Origin of the sequence: Xanthomonas nasturtii, from assembly GCF_001660815.1 — a bacterium.
GTDB classification, from domain to species: domain Bacteria; phylum Pseudomonadota; class Gammaproteobacteria; order Xanthomonadales; family Xanthomonadaceae; genus Xanthomonas; species Xanthomonas nasturtii.
The window spans coordinates 1-20,816 of the sequence record NZ_LYMI01000078.1; the positions used below are offsets into that span (position 1 = coordinate 1).

Annotated in this window: 16 protein-coding genes and 2 pseudogenes; 17 read left to right on the forward strand and 1 reads right to left on the reverse strand. The window is 66.8% G+C overall.

Annotation, left to right across the window (positions count from 1 at the left end):
• A pseudogene (locus A7D16_RS22725) lies at window positions 1-137 on the reverse strand (IS5/IS1182 family transposase); the annotation flags it as partial.
• Window positions 138-551: 414 nt separating this feature from the next.
• On the opposite strand from A7D16_RS22725, the gene fliE reads away from it, so the two are divergent.
• The 17 genes and pseudogenes from fliE to A7D16_RS19595 all read left to right on the forward strand — a co-directional run.
• Window positions 552-923, forward strand: a complete 372-nt coding sequence (gene fliE / locus A7D16_RS19510) for a flagellar hook-basal body complex protein FliE (RefSeq protein ID WP_064634877.1) — start codon at window positions 552-554, stop codon at window positions 921-923.
• Between the two features lie 13 nt (window positions 924-936).
• Window positions 937-2,661, forward strand: coding sequence for a flagellar basal-body MS-ring/collar protein FliF (fliF, locus tag A7D16_RS19515; protein ID WP_064634879.1), 1,725 nt, complete (start codon window positions 937-939; stop codon window positions 2,659-2,661).
• A gap of 10 nt (window positions 2,662-2,671) precedes the next feature.
• A complete protein-coding gene (gene fliG, locus A7D16_RS19520; RefSeq protein ID WP_010373680.1) occupies window positions 2,672-3,661 on the forward strand; it encodes a flagellar motor switch protein FliG in 990 nt (329 codons plus the stop codon).
• Window positions 3,658-4,278, forward strand: a complete 621-nt coding sequence (locus A7D16_RS19525; RefSeq protein ID WP_064634881.1) for a FliH/SctL family protein — start codon at window positions 3,658-3,660, stop codon at window positions 4,276-4,278. The genes fliG and A7D16_RS19525 overlap by 4 nt, the downstream gene beginning before the upstream one ends.
• Entirely contained in the window at window positions 4,275-5,651 is a 1,377-nt protein-coding gene (locus tag A7D16_RS19530) for a FliI/YscN family ATPase (protein WP_064634883.1), read from the forward strand. Before A7D16_RS19525 ends, A7D16_RS19530 begins: the two co-directional genes overlap by 4 nt.
• A gap of 3 nt (window positions 5,652-5,654) precedes the next feature.
• Window positions 5,655-6,110, forward strand: coding sequence for a flagellar export protein FliJ (fliJ, locus tag A7D16_RS19535; RefSeq protein WP_064634885.1), 456 nt, complete (start codon window positions 5,655-5,657; stop codon window positions 6,108-6,110).
• Window positions 6,107-7,399 carry a flagellar hook-length control protein FliK gene (locus tag A7D16_RS19540; protein ID WP_064634887.1) on the forward strand — a complete coding sequence of 431 codons (1,293 nt, stop codon included), beginning with the start codon at window positions 6,107-6,109 and terminating at the stop codon, window positions 7,397-7,399. Before fliJ ends, A7D16_RS19540 begins: the two co-directional genes overlap by 4 nt.
• A gap of 166 nt (window positions 7,400-7,565) precedes the next feature.
• Complete coding sequence (locus A7D16_RS19545) at window positions 7,566-8,117, forward strand: flagellar basal body-associated FliL family protein (RefSeq protein ID WP_181920513.1); 552 nt, start codon at window positions 7,566-7,568, stop codon at window positions 8,115-8,117.
• 10 nt (window positions 8,118-8,127) lie between these two features.
• On the forward strand, window positions 8,128-9,141 hold the full coding sequence (fliM, locus tag A7D16_RS19550; protein WP_064634888.1) for a flagellar motor switch protein FliM: 1,014 nt from the start codon (window positions 8,128-8,130) through the stop codon (window positions 9,139-9,141).
• Window positions 9,138-9,476: a flagellar motor switch protein FliN gene (gene fliN / locus A7D16_RS19555; RefSeq protein WP_064634892.1), complete on the forward strand. Its 339-nt coding sequence runs from the start codon at window positions 9,138-9,140 to the stop codon at window positions 9,474-9,476. The genes fliM and fliN overlap by 4 nt, the downstream gene beginning before the upstream one ends.
• Entirely contained in the window at window positions 9,473-9,880 is a 408-nt protein-coding gene (gene fliO / locus A7D16_RS19560; protein ID WP_064634894.1) for a flagellar biosynthetic protein FliO, read from the forward strand. The genes fliN and fliO overlap by 4 nt, the downstream gene beginning before the upstream one ends.
• A 1-nt stretch (window position 9,881) precedes the next feature.
• Window positions 9,882-10,724 carry a flagellar type III secretion system pore protein FliP gene (gene fliP / locus A7D16_RS19565; protein WP_064634896.1) on the forward strand — a complete coding sequence of 281 codons (843 nt, stop codon included), beginning with the start codon at window positions 9,882-9,884 and terminating at the stop codon, window positions 10,722-10,724.
• 851 nt (window positions 10,725-11,575) lie between these two features.
• Entirely contained in the window at window positions 11,576-11,845 is a 270-nt protein-coding gene (locus tag A7D16_RS19570; protein WP_064634898.1) for a flagellar biosynthetic protein FliQ, read from the forward strand.
• A gap of 13 nt (window positions 11,846-11,858) precedes the next feature.
• A complete protein-coding gene (gene fliR / locus A7D16_RS19575; RefSeq protein ID WP_064634899.1) occupies window positions 11,859-12,650 on the forward strand; it encodes a flagellar biosynthetic protein FliR in 792 nt (263 codons plus the stop codon).
• Window positions 12,651-12,792: 142 nt separating this feature from the next.
• Window positions 12,793-15,708, forward strand: a complete 2,916-nt coding sequence (locus tag A7D16_RS19580; RefSeq protein WP_064634993.1) for a ligand-binding sensor domain-containing diguanylate cyclase — start codon at window positions 12,793-12,795, stop codon at window positions 15,706-15,708.
• A 360-nt stretch (window positions 15,709-16,068) separates the two neighbouring features.
• Window positions 16,069-18,987 (forward strand): ligand-binding sensor domain-containing diguanylate cyclase, encoded by a 2,919-nt coding sequence (locus A7D16_RS19585; RefSeq protein WP_082925894.1) that lies wholly within the window; start codon window positions 16,069-16,071, stop codon window positions 18,985-18,987.
• 106 nt (window positions 18,988-19,093) lie between these two features.
• Window positions 19,094-20,584, forward strand: a pseudogene (locus A7D16_RS19595) (putative bifunctional diguanylate cyclase/phosphodiesterase); the annotation flags it as partial.
• Between the last annotated feature and the right edge of the window lie 232 nt (window positions 20,585-20,816).

Genomic DNA, 20,816 nt, shown 5'->3' on the forward strand with positions numbered 1-20,816 from the left:
ACGTACAACACTGCGCACCACACCTCATATAAATCCACACGGCGTGGCTTGGTGCGCTTGCGCGCTTGTTCCAGGATCGGCAGCACGTGTGCGAACTGCTCCCGGCTCATGTCACTCGGATAGGTCTTTTGGCGCATCCGCATAGTCTGCACTGATCTGCGAAGATCGTGAACAGGTTCTAAGAGCCTACATGGACGTACTTGCGGCGTGTCCCGCGATGGTGGGCGGGCAAGGGCCCTGCAGCCAAGCCGCAGATCCCGCCGCTCCGCAACTGATCTATCCGCGCCGCAGATCTGTCGCTCTTCGCCAGACAGGCCCGCGTCTTGCTAGACAAACCGGCTGAACAAACGCGCGCCCTGTCGACAAGGCCCGGTTAAAGAAGCACCCGATTCAACACGTAGGTGCCCGCCTCGCTAGCGCAGAGAAAGTTGCGCCCGCAGATCACACTCAGCCCAGCTACGGCAGTCCTCCCTGCCCCCGCGTCGGAATCCCGGCGCCATTTCGGCACGCCGCTTGCATTGGTGTGGATGCCTCCCTGGCTGACCGCACCCATGAGCGATTCCGTTACCTCCATCCTCTCGCAGATCCGCAGCTACCAGACGCAGATGGGCCAAGGCCCGATGGGCGCGGTGGGCGATGCGGCGCGCGGTAACCAGATCCAGGGGCTGGCCGGCACGCAGGGAACACCGGCCACCCAGGCACCGAGCTTCAGCGAAACCTTGCGCGGCGCCATCGGCGGCGTCAACGAGGCCCAACAGAAGTCAGGCGCGCTGTCCAAAGCATTCGAAATGGGCGACCCCAGTGCCGATCTGGCGCGGGTCATGGTCGCCTCCCAGCAGTCCCAGGTGGCCTTCCGCGCCACCGTGGAAGTCCGCAACCGTCTCGTCCAGGCTTACCAGGACGTCATGAACATGCCGCTGTAAAGGTTGACGACACATGGCTCTCGCGATCAGCAAAGAAAACATGAACCAGAACGCCGAAAAGGCGGGGCAATGGTTCGACCGTGTCCGCAGCCTGCAGATCACCCGCAAGCTGACCATGATGGCGATGATCGCCCTGGCGGTGGCGGCCGGTCTGGCGGTGTTCTTCTGGTCGCAGAAGCCGGGCTATCAGTCGCTGTACACCGGCCTGGATGACAAGGGCAATGCCGAGGCGGCCGACCTGCTGCGCACCGCGCAGATCCCGTTCAAGATCGACCAGGGCACCGGCGCGATCTCGGTGCCGCAGGACCGCCTGTACGACGCGCGCCTCAAGCTGGCCGGCTCCGGCCTGACCGGCAAGGAAACCGGCGGCGGTTTCGAGCTGATGGAAAAGGACCCGGGCTTCGGCGTCAGCCAGTTCGTGGAAAACGCCCGCTACCAGCACGCGCTGGAAACCGAACTCTCGCGCACCATCGGCACCCTGCGCCCGGTGCGCGAGGCGCGTGTGCACCTGGCCATTCCCAAGCCCAGCGCCTTCACCCGCCAGCGCGATGTGGCCAGCGCCTCGGTGGTGCTGGAACTGCGCGGCGGCCAGGGCCTGGAGCGCAACCAGGTCGATGCCATCGTCAATCTGGTCGCCTCCAGCATCCCGGACATGACCCCCGAACGCGTCACCGTGGTCGACCAGAGCGGCCGCATGCTCTCCATCGCCGACCCCAACAGCGACGCCGCCCAGCACGCTGCCCAGTTCGAACAGGTGCGCCGCCAGGAAAGCTCCTACAACCAGCGCATCCGCGAGCTGCTCGAGCCGATGACCGGCCCGGGCCGGGTCAACCCGGAAGTCAGCGTAGACATGGACTTCTCGGTGGTGGAAGAAGCCCGCGAGCTCTACAACGGCGAGCCGGCCAAGCTGCGCAGCGAGCAGATCAACGACACCAGCACCAGCGCCACCGGCCCGCAGGGCCCGCCGGGTGCAACCAGCAACAGCCCCGGCCAGCCGCCGGCACCGGCCGTCGCCGGCGCGCCAGGCACCCCGGCTGCCGCCAACGGCCAGGCCGCCGCCCCGGCCGCGCCAACCGAAAGTTCCAAGAGCGCCACCCGTAACTACGAATTGGACCGGACCTTGCAACACACCCGTCAGCCGGCCGGCCGCATCAAGCGCGTCTCGGTGGCGGTGCTGCTGGACAACGTCCCGCGCCCCGGCGCCAAGGGCAAGATGGTCGAACAGCCGCTCACCGCTGCCGAGCTCACCCGTATCGAAGGCCTGGTCAAGCAGGCAGTGGGCTTCGACGCGGCACGTGGCGACACGGTGTCGGTGATGAATGCCCCGTTCGTGCGTGAAGCGGTGGCGGGCGAAGAAGGCCCCAAGTGGTGGGAAGACCCGCGCGTGCAGAACGGTCTGCGCCTGCTGGTCGGCGCGGTGGTGGTGCTGGCGCTGCTGTTCGGTGTGGTGCGCCCCACCCTGCGTCAGCTCACTGGCGTGACCGCGGTCAAGGACAAGCAAGCCAAGGCTGGCAAGGATGGCACTCCACAGAGCGCCGACGTGCGGATGGTCGACGAAGACGATGAGTTGCTGCCGCACATGGGTGAGGACACCGCCAGCATCGGGCAGGAGCGCAAGACCCCGATCGCCCTGCCGGATGCCTACGAAGAACGTATGCGGGTTGCACGCGAAGCAGTCAAGGCCGATTCAAAACGTGTCGCACAAGTCGTGAAGGGATGGGTTGCCAGTGAAGCCTGAAACACAACCAATGAGTGGCGTGCAGCGTGCTGCCGTGTTGTTGCTGTCGCTTGGGGAAAGCGACGCCGCCGAAGTGCTCAAGCACATGGACCCCAAGGAGGTGCAGAAGATCGGCATCGCCATGGCCACCATGACCGGCATCTCGCGCGATCAGGTCGAAAAGGTGATGGACGACTTCAACGGCGAACTGGCGGGCAAGACCTCGCTGGGCGTGGGCGCCGACGACTACATCCGCAACGTGCTGATCCAGGCGCTGGGCGCCGACAAGGCCGGTGGCCTGATCGACCGCATCCTGCTCGGCCGCAACACCACCGGCCTGGACACCCTGAAGTGGATGGACCCGCGCGCGGTCGCCGACCTGGTGCGCAACGAACACCCGCAGATCATCGCCATCGTGATGGCGCATCTGGACAGCGACCAGGCCGCCGAGGCGCTGAAGCTGCTGCCCGAGCGCACCCGCGCCGACGTGCTGCTGCGCATCGCCACCCTGGACGGCATCCCGCCCAACGCGCTGAGCGAGCTCAACGACATCATGGAGCGCCAGTTTGCCGGCAACCAGAATCTCAAATCGTCCAACGTGGGCGGCATCAAGGTGGCGGCCAACATCCTCAACTTCCTGGACACCGGCGCCGACCAGGGCGTGCTGGGCGAGATCGGCAAGATCGACGCCGACCTGGCCGGCAAGATCCAGGACCTGATGTTCGTGTTCGACAACCTGGTGGACCTGGACGACCGCGGCCTGCAGACGCTGCTGCGCGAAGTCTCCGGCGAGCGCCTGGGCCTGGCCCTGCGCGGCGCCGACGTCAAGGTGCGCGAAAAGATCACCCGCAACATGTCCCAGCGCGCGGCCGAAATCCTGCTCGAGGACATGGAAGCGCGCGGCCCGGTGCGCCTTGCCGACGTGGAAGCGGCGCAGAAGGAAATCCTCACCATCGTCCGCCGCCTGGCTGACGAAGGTGCCATCAGCCTGGGCGGCGCCGGTGCGGAGGCCATGGTATGAACGATGTGGTCACCCGCTGGCTGGCTCCGGACCTGCACATGGCGCCGGCATTGCCGGAATCCGAATTCGACGAACCGGCCGTCTATGAGCCGGTGCTGCGTCCGCCCACCCTGGAAGAGATCCAGGCCATCGAAGACGCCGCCCAGCAGGAAGGTTTCGCGCGCGGGCATGCCGAGGGCTTTGCCCAGGGCCAGTCGGAAGTGCGCCGCCTGACCGCGCAGATCGACGGCATCCTGGACAACTTCACCCGCCCGCTGGCGCGGCTGGAAAACGAAGTGGTCGGCGCGCTCGGCGAGCTGGCCGTGCGCATTGCCGGCCAGCTGGTCGGGCGTGCCTACCAGGCCGACCCGCAGCTGCTGGCCGACCTGGTCGGCGAGGCGGTCGATGCGGTTGGCGGTGCCGGGCGCGAAGTCGAAGTACGCCTGCACCCGGACGACATCACCGCGCTGCTGCCGCATCTGGCGCCCAGCAGCACCACCCGCGTGGCCCCGGACATGAGCCTGAGCCGCGGCGACCTGCGTGTGCACGCCGAAAGCGTGCGCATCGACGGCACCCTGGATGCGCGCCTGCGGGCCGCGCTGGAGACAGTCATGCGCAAATCCGGAGCGGGCCTGTGAGCGCCCTGTTCGGCGCCACCCCGGCCGATTGGCTGGATGCACGCAACCTGCGCCTGGCCACCCGGCTGGGCACGCTGGGCCTGGAGCCCACTGCCGGCCGCACCTTGATCCGCGAAGGCATCCTGCGCCGCGCCGTCGGCCTGACCCTGGAAGCCACCGGCTGCGAAGCGCCGATGGGCGCCACCTGCAAGGTCGAAGTGGATGGCGGCTGGGTGGATGCCGAAGTGGTCGGCTTTGCCGGCGAACGCACCTATCTGATGCCCAGCGCCGAACTGCATGGCCTGCTGCCGAACGCGCGCGTGGTGCCCTCGCGGCGCCGCGGCGGCGTGGAAGTGGGCGAAGGCCTGCTGGGCCGCGTCATCGACAGCGACGGCACCCCGCTGGACGGCAAGGGCCCGATCCGCGCCGAAGGCAGCGTCGGCATGGCCGGCGTGTCGATCAACCCGCTGGCGCGCGAACCCATTACCACCTCGCTGGATGTCGGCGTGCGCGCCATCAACGCCATGCTGCCGATCGGCCGCGGCCAGCGCGTGGGCCTGTTCGCCGGCTCCGGCGTCGGTAAATCGACGCTGCTGGGCATGATGACCCGCTTCACCTCGGCCGACGTGATCGTGGTCGGGCTGATCGGCGAACGTGGCCGCGAAGTCCGCGACTTCGTCGAGACCACCCTGGGCGAGGAAGGCCTGCGCCGCGCCGTGGTGGTGGCCGCCCCGGCCGACCGCCCGCCGTTGGCGCGTCTGCATGGCGCCTACCGCGCCACCGCCATTGCCGAATGGTTCCGCGACCAGGGTTTGAACGTGTTGCTGCTGATGGATTCGCTGACCCGCTTTGCGCAGGCGCAGCGCGAGATCGGCCTGTCGGTGGGCGAGCCGCCGACCACCCGCGGCTACCCGCCGTCGGTGTTCGCCAAATTGCCGGCGCTGGTGGAACGTGCCGGCAACGGCGCCAAGGGCCGCGGTTCGATCACTGCGTTCTACACCGTGCTGACCGAAGGCGACGACCCGCAGGACCCGATCGCCGATGCGGCCCGCGCCATCCTGGACGGCCACATCCTGCTTTCGCGTCGGGTTGCCGACAGCGGCCTGTACCCGGCCATCGACCTGGAATCCTCGGTCAGCCGTGTGGTGCAGGACATTGCCGACGAACCGTGGCGCCTGCGCATCCGCAAGCTCAAGCGGCTGCTCTCTGCCTACACCGCCAACCGCGACCTGATCGCCATTGGCGCGTACCAGCGCGGCAGCGACCCGGCCACCGACGAAGCGTTGGCGCGTTGGCCGGAGATCGTCGAATTCCTGGGCCAGGACGTGCACAAGGCATCGCTGCTGAGCGACAGCCTGTCCGCGTTGCAGGAACTGGTGGAGCCGGGGACCTAATCCATGATGCAGTCAAAACGAATCGATCCCCTGCTACGGCGGGCGCAGGAACAGGAAGACAAGGTCGCCCGCGATCTGGCCGAGCGCCAGCGCACTCTGGAGACCCACCAGTCGCGCCTGGAAGAACTGCGCCGCTATGCCGAGGAATACGCCAACAGCCACATCGCCGGCACCAGCGCCGCTGCGCTGAGCAACCGCCGTGCTTTTCTGGACCGGCTCGACAGCGCCGTGCTGCAACAGGCACAGACCGTGCAGAGCAATATCACCAAGGTCGAATCCGAACGCACCCGCCTGCTGCTGGCCAGCCGCGAAAAGCAGGTGCTGGAGCAACTGGCCGCCAGCTACCGCGCGCAGGAAAACAAGGTCATCGAACGCCGCGACCAGCGCGAGATGGACGATCTGGGCGCACGCCGCTCGCGCCTTGCGCGTGCCGAAGATACTCACGGAGATTCCGCATGAACCCCCTTTCCGCATTTGCCGCCGGCCTGGGCGCGCTTGCCGGCACCGGCAAGACATCCAGCTACAGCGACCCCTCGTCCGAACCGGATGCGGGCCAGGACCAGTTCGCGCGCATGCTCAATCCGGCCAACACGCCCAACCAGGCCCCGCCGCAGGCGCCCGAGCGCGTGCCGGCCAAGCAGGCCGCGCCCAAGCCCAACCAGTCCGACAACAATCGCAGCGACGACGACACCCACGACGATGCGGCCGGCGATGCCACCGCACGCCCGCGTGCGCAGGACGGCGAGGCCAAGCCGGCCAGGTCCGGCGCCGCCAAGGATCCGGCAGCCACCGACAGCAGCACTGCTGCTGGGACCGGCAAGCCCGGCAAGACCACCAAGGCCGCCACTGCCGGCGAAGACGCACCGGCAGACGCGGCGACCGCCACCGACGCCGGCTGGCCTCCACCGGGCCTGGGCGGCTTCGGCATGGGCCTGCTGGCGCAGGCGTTGCCGGGCGGCGATGTACTGGCTGCCGCAGCAGCGGCACTGACCGCCAGCATGGCCGGCGCCGCCGGTGCGACGGCTTCTGCCACCGCATTGCCCACCGATGCAACCGCAGCCACCGCCACCGCGAACGCCGCCACCGCCCTGCCCGCGCTGGGTGCACTGGTGCCGGCAGCCGCCGCAGGCGCCAAGCCCACCTCGTCCACCGCAGTGAGCGGCGATGCGCAGACCGCCGCGTTGATGAGCATGGCCGCCAAGGCGCTGGAACCGGCAGCCGACGACAGCGCTGCGCCCGCAGCGCCGGACGCCCCGGCGTTCGTGCTGCCGACCACCACCGCGCCGGCGCTCAGCCGCCTGCAGGACGCAGCACCGATCTTCAGCGCCTCGCCCACCCCCACCCCGGACCTGGGCAGCGACAACTTCGACGACGCCATCGGCGCACGCATGAGCTGGCTGGCCGACCAGAAGATCGGCCACGCCCACATCAAGGTCACCCCCAACGAGATGGGGCCGGTGGAAGTGCGTTTGCATCTGGACGGCGACAAGGTCAACGCCAGCTTCACCGCCGCCAATGCCGACACCCGCCAGGCGCTGGAACAGAGCCTGCCGCGGCTGCGCGAAATGCTTGGCCAGAACGGCTTCCAGCTCGGCCAGGCCGACGTTGGCCAGCAACAGCAGAACCCGTCCGGCAATCGCAATGGCGCCAATGGCAGTGGCAACGGCCTCAGCCTGGACGACGCCCCGCCCGTCGGAATTCCGTCGGTGGTGTTACGCCAGCGTGGATTGCTGGACGCCTACGCCTGAGGCAATGCGCCGGGCACACCCCGGCGCGGCGGCAAATCGCGCCGCGGCTTGCGACCGCTGACGCCCGTTCACCCTTGCAGCACAAGGCTTGCGGGGGTGTTCCGGTTTGCGTGGCGCAGGCGCCAGGAAACCGACGCGTGTTTGGCATGCCAATTGCATCGACAGGGTGAGCATTCCCCTGGAGCAGACTGTGGCAGCCGCCGAAAAACCCAAGAAGACCGAAGACAAAGACGAGAAAGGCGAAAAGAAGAAGGGTGGCAAGAAGTCCATCCTGCTGATCGCCATCGGTGTGGTGGTACTTGCGGCTGCTGGCGGCGGCGCGTGGTTCTTTTTCGGCCACAAGGGCGATGAGAAAGACGGCAAGCACGCCGCGCCCAAGGTGGCCGAAGTGCCCAAGCCGGCGCAGTACTTCCCGATGGACCCGGCAATCGTGGTCAACCTGGCCGATCCCGGCGATGGCCCGCAGTACCTGCAGGTCGAAGTGCAGCTGGTCACCCGCGACCCGGAAGAACTCAAGCTCATCACCGAGAACGCCCCGGCCATCCGTGCGCATCTGTTGATGCTGCTGTCGCAGACCAAGGCCACCGACGTGGCCGACCTGGCCGGCAAGCAGAAGCTGCAGAAAGCCGCCCTGGCCGAAGCACAGAAGGTCATGACCAGCGAGACCGGCAAGAAGTGCGTGGAAGACCTGCTGTTCACCAGTTTCGTTACCCAGTAAGGCCTGCCCGATGAGCGTCAGTGATCTGCTTTCCCAGGACGAAATCGATGCCCTGCTGCATGGCGTGGATTCGGGTGCGGTCAATACCGAGCCGGAGCCATTGCCGGGCGAGGCCCGCCAGTACGACCTGTCCAGCCAGGACCGCATCATCCGTGGGCGCATGCCGACCCTGGAGATGGTCAACGAGCGCTTTGCGCGGCTGTGGCGCATCGGCCTGTTCAACCTGATCCGGCGCTCGGCCGACCTGTCGGTGCGCGGCATCGACCTGGTCAAGTTCAACGAGTACATGCATTCGCTGTATGTGCCGACCAACCTCAACCTGATCCGCTTCAAACCGCTGCGCGGCACCGGCCTGATCGTGTTCGAACCCACCCTGGTGTTCACCGTGGTGGACAACTTCTTCGGTGGCGACGGCCGTTACCACACCCGCATCGAAGGGCGCGAATTCACCGCCACCGAAATGCGTGTGGTGCAGCTGATGCTCAAGCAGACCTTCGCCGACCTGAAGGAAGCCTGGGCGCCGGTGATGGACGTGGACTTTGAGTACATCAACTCGGAGATCAACCCGCACTTCGCCAATATCGTCACCCCGCGCGAGTACGTGGTGGTGTGCCGCTTCCATGTGGAGCTGGAAGGCGGCGGCGGCGAGATCCACATCACCCTGCCGTATTCGATGCTGGAGCCGATCCGCGAATTGCTCGATGCCGGTATCCAGAGCGACCGCAACGACCGCGACGACTCCTGGAACGTGATGCTGCGCGAGCAGCTGGACACCGCCGAGGTGACGCTGTCGAGCGTGTTGGCCAGCAAGCGCATGAGCCTGCGCCAGCTCACCGGCTTGAAGGTTGGCGACATCCTGCCGATCGACCTGCCCGCCCAGGTGCCGCTGTGCGTGGAAGAAATCCCGTTGTTCACCGGCGAATTCGGCGTTTCCAATGGCAACAACGCCGTCAAGATCACCGCCGTACGCCCGCCCGGCGTGCAAGCCCCGCGTGCCGTTCCATCCCAGGACCCCAGCAAATGATGAACTCCGACATCCTCGACGCCGCGCCCGCTACCTTCGACAGCCTGCAGCCCGAGCGCGATCTCAACGCCAGCGACCTCAATCTGGACGTCATCCTGGACGTGCCGGTGACCCTGTCGCTGGAAGTGGGCCGCGCGCGCATCCCGATCCGCAACCTGCTGCAGCTCAACCAGGGCTCGGTGGTGGAACTGGAACGCGGCGCCGGCGAACCGCTGGACGTGTACGTCAACGGCACCCTGATCGCGCATGGCGAAGTCGTGGTCATCAATGACCGCTTCGGCATCCGCCTGACCGATGTGGTCAGCCCCAGCGAACGGATCCGGAGGCTGCGGTGATCGGCCTGCTGGCCGCCGCCGCGCCGGTCGCGGCCAAGGCCACCCAGGTCGGCGCGCAGGCGCCGTCCTCGCCCAGCCTGTTTGGCGCGGTCTTTGCACTGCTGTTGGTGCTCGCGCTGATCGTCGGCCTGAGCTGGTTGCTCAAGCGCATGCCCGGCAGCGGTTTTCGCAACAGCGAGGGCCTGCGCGTGGTGACCAGCCTGGCGGTGGGTGCCAAGGAACGCGTGGTGGTGGTGGAGGTGAACGGCCAGCAATTGCTGTTGGGCGTCACCGCCGGCGGCATCAGCACCCTGCACACCCTACCCGAACCGCTGCCACCCGCGCCCGCCCCCACCCTGCCCAACTTCAAGCAACTCCCCAATTTCGCCCAGCTGCTCGCACAGAAGCTGCGCAAGGACCCGTGACATGTTCAGTCGTTGGAATCGCTGGGGGCGCAGCCTGCGCCTGATCCTGATCCTGCTGGTGATGAGCTGCCCGCTGCTGGCCGCCGCCACGCCCGCCGCGTTGCCGTCGATGGCGCAGGCCGCCGCCCCCGCTGCCGCACCGGCGGTGCCGCCCGGCTCCAACCAGTTGCCGAACCTGCCCAACGTGAGCGTGGGCCGCATCGGCGACCAGCCGGTGAGCCTGCCGCTGCAGACCTTGCTGCTGATGACGGCGATCACCCTGCTGCCATCGATGCTGCTGGTGCTCACCGCCTTCACCCGCATCACCATCGTGCTGGGCCTGCTGCGCCAGGCGCTGGGCACCGGCCAGACCCCGTCCAACCAGGTGCTGCTTGGCCTGGCGATGTTCCTGACCGCACTGGTGATGATGCCGGTGTGGCAAAAGATGTGGGGCGCCGGCCTGCAGCCGTACCTCAACAACCAGATCGATTTTTCCAGCGCCTGGACGCTGACCACCCAGCCGCTGCGCGCCTTCATGCTGGCGCAGATCCGAGAGACCGATCTGATGACCTTTGCCGGCATGGCCGGCGACGGCAAGTACGCCGGCCCGGACGCAGTGCCGTTCCCGGTGCTGGTGGCCTCGTTCGTGACCAGCGAGCTGAAGACCGCCTTCGAGATCGGCTTTCTGATCTTCATCCCGTTCGTGATCATCGACCTGGTGGTGGCCAGCGTCTTGATGTCGATGGGCATGATGATGCTGTCGCCGATGTTGATCTCGGCACCGTTCAAGATTCTGTTGTTCATCCTGGTGGATGGATGGGTGCTGGTGGTGGGCACGCTGGCGGCGAGCTTTAACGCCTCGTAGCCGCAGCGCGGCTTCAGCGGCACTCTGAGCGGATTTCTGCAGCTTGGCTTTGGCTGGTGCTTGGCTTTGGCTTTGGCTGTTGCTTTCCGGGGCCTCATACCGCAGCGGCAAGGCCGGCAGATACAACCCGTAGGGCGGCGCGCATGGATGCGCGTCGTTTTTGTAAGGGACATGGATGTCCCTTACAAAAATTTCTGCCGGACTTGCGTACCCGCAGCGCCGCAGGCGCGGAGGGCGCGAGGACGGGGTGTGCTTTCTTTTGGTTACTTTTCTTTGCACAAGCAAAGAAAAGTGACTCGCGCCCATAGGGCGTGAAAGCCTTTGATTTCAATATTTTGCATCAACATGCAAAGTCAAAATCGTTGAGCCAAGGCAAATTCCAGTGCAGAGCTTTCGCTCCCCTTCGGGGCGCGAGTCACTCTCTTTGCTTGTGCAAAGAAGCGCTTTACAGCAGCCGAAGGCTGATCAAGTAACCAAAGAAACACACCCCGTCCTCGCGCCCCTACGCGCCAAGGCGCTACGGGTACGCAGTCCACGTGGGAATTTTTCTAAGGGACATCCATGTCCCTTAGAAAAACCTCGCGCATCCATGCGCGCCGCCCCTTCGGGGCTTGACCCACGTGGCCTGCCGCTGCGGTATGGGGGATGAAAGCGAACTGCAAAAGCCAAGCAAGAGCACAGCAAGAGCACAGCAAGAGCACAGCAAGAGCACAGCGACAGGCTGACGGGAAGGCCACTGGCAAAGATGAAACCGACCTCACCCACCACCAAACCGCCAGCCAGGTCGCAAATCCCGAATCCCGAACCCCCAATCCCAGCCCTTTGGCACCCCACTTGCATCACAGCCCTCCATGAGCCCTGAAATCGCCCTGACTGAATTGCGTGGTGGCCTGGTCGCCGTCCTGTGGATTGCCGGACCGATGTTGCTGGCGGTGTTGATCGTCGGTGTCGTCATTGGTGTGGTGCAGGCCGCTACCCAATTGAACGAACCCACCATCGGCTTCGTGGCCAAGGCGGTCGCGTTGACGGCCACGCTCTTTGCCACCGGCAGCATGCTGCTGGGGCATCTGGTGGAGTTCACCATCGCGCTGTTCCAGCGCATTCCGCATTTGATCGGTTAGCGGACCAGACCGGATGGATTCCGCTACCCAGATGGTGATCGACGGCCAGCGCGCGTTTGCGATGGTCGGGGCGATCATGTGGACCATGTTGCGCACCGGAGCCTTGCTCACGGCCATGCCGTTGATCGGCACGCGTGCGGTTCCCGGCCGGGTGCGGGTGATGCTGGCCGGAACCTTGTCGATGGTGCTGGCGCCGATCCTGCCGCCCGTGCCGGAGTGGGATGGTTTTACCGCGCAGGCGGTGCTGAGCATCGCGCGCGAACTGGCCGTGGGCGCCAGCATGGGCTTCATGTTGAAGCTGATCTTCGAGGCCGGCGCGCTGGCCGGCGAGTTGGTGTCGCAGTCCACCGGCCTGTCGTTCGCACAGATGTCCGACCCGATGCGCGGCGTGACCTCCGGCGTGATCGCGCAGTGGTTCTATATCGGGTTCGGCTTGCTGTTCTTTGCGGCCAACGGGCACCTGGCGCTGATTTCGCTGTTGGTGGACAGCTACAAGGCGCTGCCGATCGGCACGGCCATTCCCGACGCCAGCGCGTTCGCGCAGGTGGCGCCCACTTTGTTCCTGCAGATCCTGCGCGGCGGGCTGACCCTGGCCTTGCCGATGATGGTGGCGATGCTGGCGGTCAACCTGGCCTTCGGTGCGTTGGCCAAGGCGGCGCCGGCATTGAACCCGATGCAACTTGGTTTGCCGCTGACGGTCTTGCTGGGGCTATTCCTGCTATCCAGCTTCGCAAGCGAGTTCGCGCCACCGGTGCAACGCATGTTCGATACCGCCTTCGACTCTGCCAGGGAACTGACAGGTTAAGCATCCGGCCGCTCAAGTTTTGCCGGCGGTCGCCGTCAACGCTAAGGACGATTGACCCGTTCAATCGCACGACCTCTTTCCACGGAAGCCGATGTCCAACGTGCCTGCGCTGTTCGTTCCACCTGGTTCGCACGGCACGGCAATGTGTCGGCTGGCAGCGCTATGCCTGCTGGGGTGGCTGGTCGCCGGCAGTGCATGGGCGCAAACCTACAGCTTCCGCGATTACGCCCAGGCCGATGGCCTGCAGGGCATGACCGTCAACAGCCTGCTCGAGGATCAACAAGGCGTGGTCTGGGTCGGCACCGAACTGGCGTTGCACCGCTTCGAACGCGATCACTTCATCGCCGTCGGGCAGGAAAGCGGCCTGGACGCGCGCTACATCCGCGCATTGACGCTGGATGCGCGCGGGCGCCTGTGGGTGGCCAGCGCCAATGGCGTGTTCGTGCGCAATGGCACCACCTTCAGCCCGGTGTTGCAGAACGGCAGGCCGATCCGTGCCGACAGCGGCAATGTGATCGCCCCGTACGCGGGGGGCGTGGTGGTGGCCAGCGAAAATCAGCTGTTGCATCTGACGTCGACCACGCCAGACGGCTGGAGCGTCCGTGCGCTGCCGCTGCGGCTGGACGACGGCACCACGCTGCCCGCCGGTAAAGCCTTGCTGGCCGATGGCACTGCGCTGTGGGCCAGTTGCGGAAAACGGGTCTGCCGCATCGATGCTAGCGGGCGCATCACCCAGCTTGGCGATGCCGACGGTGTTCCGGAACGGCAGTGGCGTGCGGTGTTCCGCGACCATCGTGGCGACCTGTGGCTGCGCGGTGGCGGCATGGTGCTGTCGCGCGCAGCAGGCGAGCGCGTGTTCCGCAACCATGCGCCTCCGGTCGGCACCAGCTTCGACACCTTGTCTGGCGCAACCACCCTGTCGGAGGATGCCCAGGGCCGTCTGATTACCCGCTCCGACCGCGGAATGGTGCGCTGGGAAGGCGATCACTGGCGCTATTTCGGGCACGACCAGGGGCTGTCGATCAGCCCGATGGTGGGCCCATTGATGATGCAAGGCACCGGCCAGCTGTGGATCGGCACGCGCGGACTGGGTGTGCAGCGTTGGCTGGGCTACGGCAACATCGAACACTGGGACGAAAGCCAGGGCCTGGCCGAAGCGCCGACCTGGGCCATCCAGCGCCTGCCGAGTGGCGAGCTGCTGGTAGGCGGCGATGCAGGCTCCAACGTGCTGGATCCGCATACCGGACGCATGCAGCCGTGGACCCTCGCCGATGGCGAGCCGTTGCTGCAATCGATCTCCATCGCGCTGTCGCCGAAGGACGGTGCGGCCTGGGTGGCGCGCTCGTCCGGTGCCCTGGCCCGTCGCGACCCGCAGACGGGCAAGACCTTCGACATGCTGCAGCTCGGCCTGCCCACCAACAAGGTGTTGTTCGATTCGCGCGGCCTGCTCTGGGTCACCACGCCGCGCGGCCTGTACTTCATCACGCCCGAGCTGCCGTTGCAGGCCAGGCGCGAGGAAGCGGTGCCGGCAGCGTTCGTCGGCGATATCGAACTGGATGGCCGCGGGCGCCTCTGGGCCAGCACGCGCGAAGGGTTGTATCGCCAGGAAAACAACGGCCACTGGCTGCAGGTTAAGGTGCACGGCAACCTGCCCAGCCACGATTACTTCCTGCTGGATTTTTCTGCCGACGGCCAACTCTGGTTGTCCTTGCGCGACACCGGGCTGTGGCACGGCGCCGTGCAGGACGATGCGGCGGTCACACTCACTGCAGTCAGCGACCCGCTGGTGTCGCGCGTGATGCCGTTCATCCTGCATCACGACAGCAAGGGACGCTTGTGGCTGGGCAGCAGCCAGGGACTGGATCTGCTGGACCACGGCCACTGGACGCGCGCCACGCGTAGCGAAGGGTTGTTGTGGGACGACGTGTCTGCCAATGCGCTGTTCGAGGACGGCGATGGCAGCGTCTGGCTTGGCAGCAGCCGCGGGCTGACCCATCTGATTGATCCGTTGCGCGTGTTCGCCTCGCCGCCGCTACGGGTGGAAGTGCTCCGCGCGCAGCGTGGCGGGCAGACCATTGCGGCCGGTGCGCAGGTGCCCTGGTCGCAGGTTCCGCTGGACGTGGATCTGAGCACGCCCGGCGCCGAAGGCGGCCCGGACCGCATCAGCTTCCGCTACCGCGTGGAAGGCCACCAGGCCAGCTGGACCAGCACCTCGCTCAGCCACATCACCTATCCACTGCTGCCGCCTGGCCGCTATGCGCTGGAGGTGCAGGCCGTGGACGCGGGCCTGCGCAGCGCCAGCCCGATCACGCGGTTCGCCTTCGTGCTCACCCCACCCTGGTGGGGCAGCATTCCCGCCTACATTACGTATGTGCTGCTGGCGATCGCAGCGGTGATCGTGCTGTTGCGCTGGCGCACGGCCAAACTGCTGCGGCGCAAGCGCGAGCTGGAGCAGCTGGTTGCCGAGCGCACTGCCGAGCTGGAACAGGACAAGCGCGACCTGGAATCGGCACGTGCCGAACTCGCCCTCAAGGCCACCCACGACGAACTCACCGGCCTGCTCAACCGCTCCGGCATTCTCGCCACACTGCGCGAGATGCTGCTGCGGGCAGATGCAACGGCGCGGCCATTGGCGGTGGTGCTGATCGACCTGGATCACTTCAAGCTGGTCAACGATCAGCACGGGCATCTGGCCGGCGATGCGGTGCTGGCCGGGGTCGGTCGTCGGATGGATACGCTGGTGCGTGGAGACGACCGGATCGGCCGCTATGGCGGCGAAGAATTGCTGGCGCTGCTGCCGGGGCTGACGCACGAAGCCACGCACCGGCTGGACGCGCTGCATCGCGGCATCTGCGGCGATTACCCCATCGATGGCGGTTGGCTGCACGTCACCTGTTCGATCGGCGTGGCCTGGTTTATTCCCGGCGAAACCCTGGAGCAATTGCTGGCGCGCGCCGACGCCGCGCTGTACAGCGCCAAAGGCAGTGGCCGCAATCGCATCTATTACGATGCAGCCCACCTCGCTGCGCCTGCAGCATCCGGCAGTGTCGGTGCCTGATTGCTGCGATCGGGCCACGCTGATCGCGCTTCATCGCACGCATGCGCATCGGTCGTTCTCGCTCGACCACCGCCAGCCTCGATGCCGCATGCTGCAAGGGACGCCACGCAGTACGCGATCATCAAATGCAGTGATAACGTGCAGTCGCAGTGCTTGCATGCAAAACGTCGGCCTGGTGCAGCAGTTGCGCCTGCCTGGCAGCTGCGCAATGACCGTGGTGCAGGCACTAAAGTAAATCGCGTGAACAGCCGCTAGTCGATATATCGCGGCCTGCTATAGGGGGCTGCCAATGGCAAGCGTGAGTCACCCGCGCGAGGGGCGCGGACCGCACGCACCGATGCGTGGGAGATTGCAACGCCCGTGGGGTTTTTGCACCGCCAATGGAGGACGTCAGGCCGAGGAGCATCGTTCGCTGCGATGCTGCTGGCGTTGCTGTCGTTTGCCGATCTGGCCAACGCACAGAGCGCCAGCATCCGCCGCTATGCCCACGACCAGGGCCTGCTCGGTCTTGCCGGCACCTGCCTGTTGCAGACCCGCAGCACCTTGCTGTGGGTGTGCACAGAAAGCGGGCTGTATCGCTACAACGGGCGCAGCTTTCAACAGGTGCCGCTGGACGGCCTGCGTAACGAGACCATCAGCTCGATGACCGAAACCGCCGATGGGCGGCTGTGGGTTGCCGGCTTCCAGGCGCTGTTCGTCGGCGACGAAAACGGGTTTCGCAAGCTGGCGCCGGATGAAGCCGAGCACCTGCAGGACCAGATGCAGCTGGCCAGCCTGCCCTGGGGCACCGTGCTGGCCAATGACGGCACGCTGGAACTCCTGCAGGCCCGTGCCAGGGACCGCTGGCATAGCGAACCGCTGCTGGACACCGCAACGCGGGTGCGCGTTCCGGAGGTGTCCAAGGTGCTCAGTCTGTCGGTGGATGGCGACACGCTGTGGGTGGGCTGCGCGCGCAAGCTGTGCGCCATCGATGCGCAGCGCAAGGTGCAGGTGTTTGGCCCCGAACAGGGCGTGCCGGACGACCGTTGGTATAGCGTGCTGCGCGACCACGACGGCGCACTGTGGGTGCGCGGTGTCGGCACCCTGCTCTATCGCGCACGCGGCGCCAGCAACTTCAGCGTTCGCCCGCTGCCGCTGCTGGATAGCAGCACGGTCGGGCGGCAGGCGCCACTGGTCATGGACCGCGAAGGGCGCGTGCTGGTCCGTCGCAACGATGGTCTGGTGCGCTGGGAAAACGGCCACTGGCGTAGTTTCGGTGCCGACAACGGGCTGCCGCCCGGCAGCAGCGATGCAATCGTGGTGGACCGCGAAGGCGACGTGTGGATGACCGTCGACGGCGAGGGTCTGGTGCGCTGGGCCGGCTACGAATGGATCGAAAACTGGGATGCGTCGCAAGGCATGCCACCTGCGCCAACCTGGTCGTTCACCCGCGACGCACAGGGCGCACTGCTGGTTGGCAACGAACACGGCGTCGGCCGCCAGGCCGCCCCGGATGGCCGCTTCGTCCCGGCCCTGCAGAACGCCGGCATCCAGGTCGTGGGCCTGCAGCGCAGCGCAGATGGCAGCCTGTGGACGCTCAATTCGGCCGGGTTCCTGCGCCGCACCTGGCCAGACGGGCACAGCGCGCAGATCGCCAAGCTGCCGCGCACCGCGCGCCGCCTGCTTATCGACCGCCAGGGCCGGCTGTGGATGCTCAGTGCCGGCGGCTTGTTCGTAATCGAACACCCGCTCGAGGGCGGCAGCATGCAGGCGGTGGCCAACATGCCCGCCATCGCCTACACCGATGTCCAGCAGACCGCCGACGGCACGCTGTGGATGGCTACCGCCAACGGCTTGTTCCGGCTGCAAGGCGAGCGCTGGTCCAAGGTCAAGGTGAAGGTCAACGGCGGCGCGTCCGAGCCATGGATCAGCAAGATCCACATCAGCGACAGCGGCGAGGTGTGGCTGGCCTTCTACCGCCCCGGTCTGTGGCACGGCATGTTGCTGGACGACGGCCTGGACCTGCGGGAAATCAGCGACGAGGCATTGCGCGATGTCGGCGTGTACCTGCTGAGCGCCGACAGCGTCGGCCGGGTCTGGGTGGGCCATGCGCGCGGCGTGGAGGTGTACGACGGCGAGCGCTGGGCGCATCTGTCGCAGTCGCAGGGGCTGATCTGGGATGACGTGTCGGAGGCAGCGTTTGCCGAAGATCCGGACGGTTCGGTCTGGATCGGGACCGCACGCGGGGTGAGCCACCTGAGCGATCCGGCGCGCCTGTTCGACGAGCGCCAGCCCAGCGTGCGCATCGACAGCGTCAGCCGCGGCGGCGCGCGGGTGCAGCGTGGGCAACTGTTGGGATGGAGCGACAAACCGCTGCATATCGAGTTGTCGACGATGGAGGTCTACGACGACCCCAGCCGGCTGACGGTGCGTTATCGCCTGCTGGGCCTGCACAACGAATGGATCCAGAGCGATTCCCTGTCGATCGACCAGCCGCCGCTGCCGTCCGGGCATTTCCGCCTGCAGGTGCAGGTGCTGGACCGCTACCGGCGCACCGCCTCGCCGATTGCCGACCTGCCCTTCGCGGTGGCGCCGCTGTGGTGGCGCAGCCCGCCGGCGATCGCGCTGTATGTGCTGATCGGCAGCGGCCTGTTGATCGGCCTGTGGCGCTGGCGCCACCGCCACCTGGTCGCGCGCGAACGCATGCTGGCCGAACTGGTGGCCGAGCGCACCTATCAACTGGAACGCGAAAAACGCGAACTGGAAAGCGCGCGTGCGGCGCTGGCGTTGAAGGCCAGCCACGACGCTTTGACCGGCCTGCTCAATCGCTCCGGCATCCTGGAAGCGATGGCCGAAGAACTGCAGGCCTGCGCGCACGGCGCGCACCCGCTGGCGGTGGTGTTGATCGATCTGGATCATTTCAAGCTGGTCAACGACGAACACGGGCATCTGGTCGGCGATGCGGTGCTGGCCAAGGTCGGCGCACGGCTGACCGCCTGCCTGCGCGATTCGGACAAGGTGGGCCGCTACGGCGGCGAAGAATTGCTGCTGTTGCTGCCGGGCATGACCCAACAGAGCCAGCACCGGCTGCGCGCCATCCACGAAGCGCTCAGCCTTGCCCCGTACGATGTGGGTGCCGCACGCCCGCTGCAGGTGACCTGCTCGGTGGGCGTGTCCTGGTTCCGCGTCGGCGACACCGCCGCCTCGTTGCTGGCGCGTGCCGACGAGGCGCTGTATCGGGCCAAGCGCTCGGGCCGTAACCGCATCGAACCGGAGGAGCCGGAAAGCTCGGTGGCCTGAGCCGCGCAGGCAAGACGCGTGCAAGGGCGCGGGGTGGCGCGGTCGTCCGCTGCCGGCCGCGGCGCATGCGCAAGCGGAGTCTGCCGGCGCGATGCACTTGCCACGTTGCCTGTGCGGCGCGGCGGCCGATGCGCATCTGCCGTTGTCGTGGCTGGCTGCGGTGGTGGTGCTGGTGATCCTGGCCCTGCTGATGCTGGCACTGGTGATTTCGGTGCTGTCGCGCCGCTTTCAGCAGCGCACCGACGTGCTGGCGCAGTCGCTGGCCAAGGCCAATGCCGACCTCGCGCTGGCCGCGCTGCACGACCCGCTCACCCGCCTGCCCAACCGCGTGCTGCTGCACGAGCATGTGCTGCAGAACATCGAACGCGCCCAGCGCCAGGGGCAGCGCTTTGCGGTGATGCTGATCAACCTGGACGGCTTCAAGGTGGTCAACGACGGCTACGGCCATCAGCTGGGCGACCGCCTGCTGATGGTGGTGGCCGAGCGTCTGAACGCGCACCGGCGCGCAAACGGCAGCCTGGCGCGGCTGGGTGCGGACGAATTCGTGCTGGTGGCCGACATCGCCGAGCCGGAAGATGCCGCCGCCCTCGCCGCACATCTGGTGCAGGCGCTGGCGGTGCCGTTTCTGGTTGCCAACCACGAACTGCGCCTCAGCAGCAGCATTGGCATTGCGCTGTACCCGGAAGATGCCGGCAGCGAGCACCAGCTGATGACGCATGCCGACGCAGCCATGAGCCATGCCAAGCACGCCGGCCGCAACCGCTACAGCTTTTTCGAACACTCGATGACGGCCACCACCCGTGAGCGCCTGCAGCTGCTGCAGGAACTGCCGCGCGCGCTGGAACTGGGCCAGTTCGTGCTGCATTACCAGCCCAAATACTGCGCCGACGACGGCCGCCCGATTGGTGCCGAAGCGCTGATCCGCTGGCAGCACCCCGAGCGCGGCCTGGTGCCGCTGGACAGCTTCATCCCGCTGGCCGAACGCAGCGGCATGATCGGCCTGCTCGGCAGCTGGGTGCTGCGGCAGGCCTGCCGCCAGATGCGCGACTGGCGGCAGGCCGGGCACGGCGACTGGCGGGTGGCGGTCAATCTGTCGGCGATCCAGCTGGCCTCGCCCAGCCTGCTGGACGAAGTGGCCACCACGTTGAGCGAATTCGCGCTGGCGCCGGGCCAGCTCACCCTTGAAATCACCGAAACCATGGCCATGCGCGACGCCGACGCCTGCCTGCGCACCCTGGGCCAGCTCAACGCGCTGGGTGTGCGCATTGCCATCGACGACTTCGGCACCGGTTGTTCCAACCTGCTCTATCTGCGCAAGCTGCCCGCGCACGAGCTCAAGATCGACCGCAGCTTCGTGCAGGCCATGGACGGCAGCGCCGAAGACATCGCCATCGTGGCGGCGGTGGTGGCGCTGGCGCACACCATGCGCCTGCAGGTGGTGGCCGAAGGCGTGGAAACTGCCGCCCAGCGCAACACCCTGGAGCGGCTGGGCTGCGACCAGCTGCAAGGCCATCTGCTGGGCCGCCCGATGGACGCCGAGCGCTTCATCGCCACCGTGGTCGCCCAGCGCGACGGCCCGCGACGCCTCGTCGGCTGAGCAACACACGGCGTCAAACGCCCGCCCACGCAGCCGCTCAAACGCCGCTTGGCTGAGCCGAGCACCAGGCCAGACCGCTACAGCAACGCAGCAGCTCCGCGGTGCAGTGCTTCCACCACGCAGCCACAACTTCCCGCCAGCGGCTCAGCTCGCGGCTACTGCTGTTCCGAATCCCCAATCCCGATTCCCGACTCCCCGCCCCACAAACTGGAACGCCGCTTGCATCAGCTGG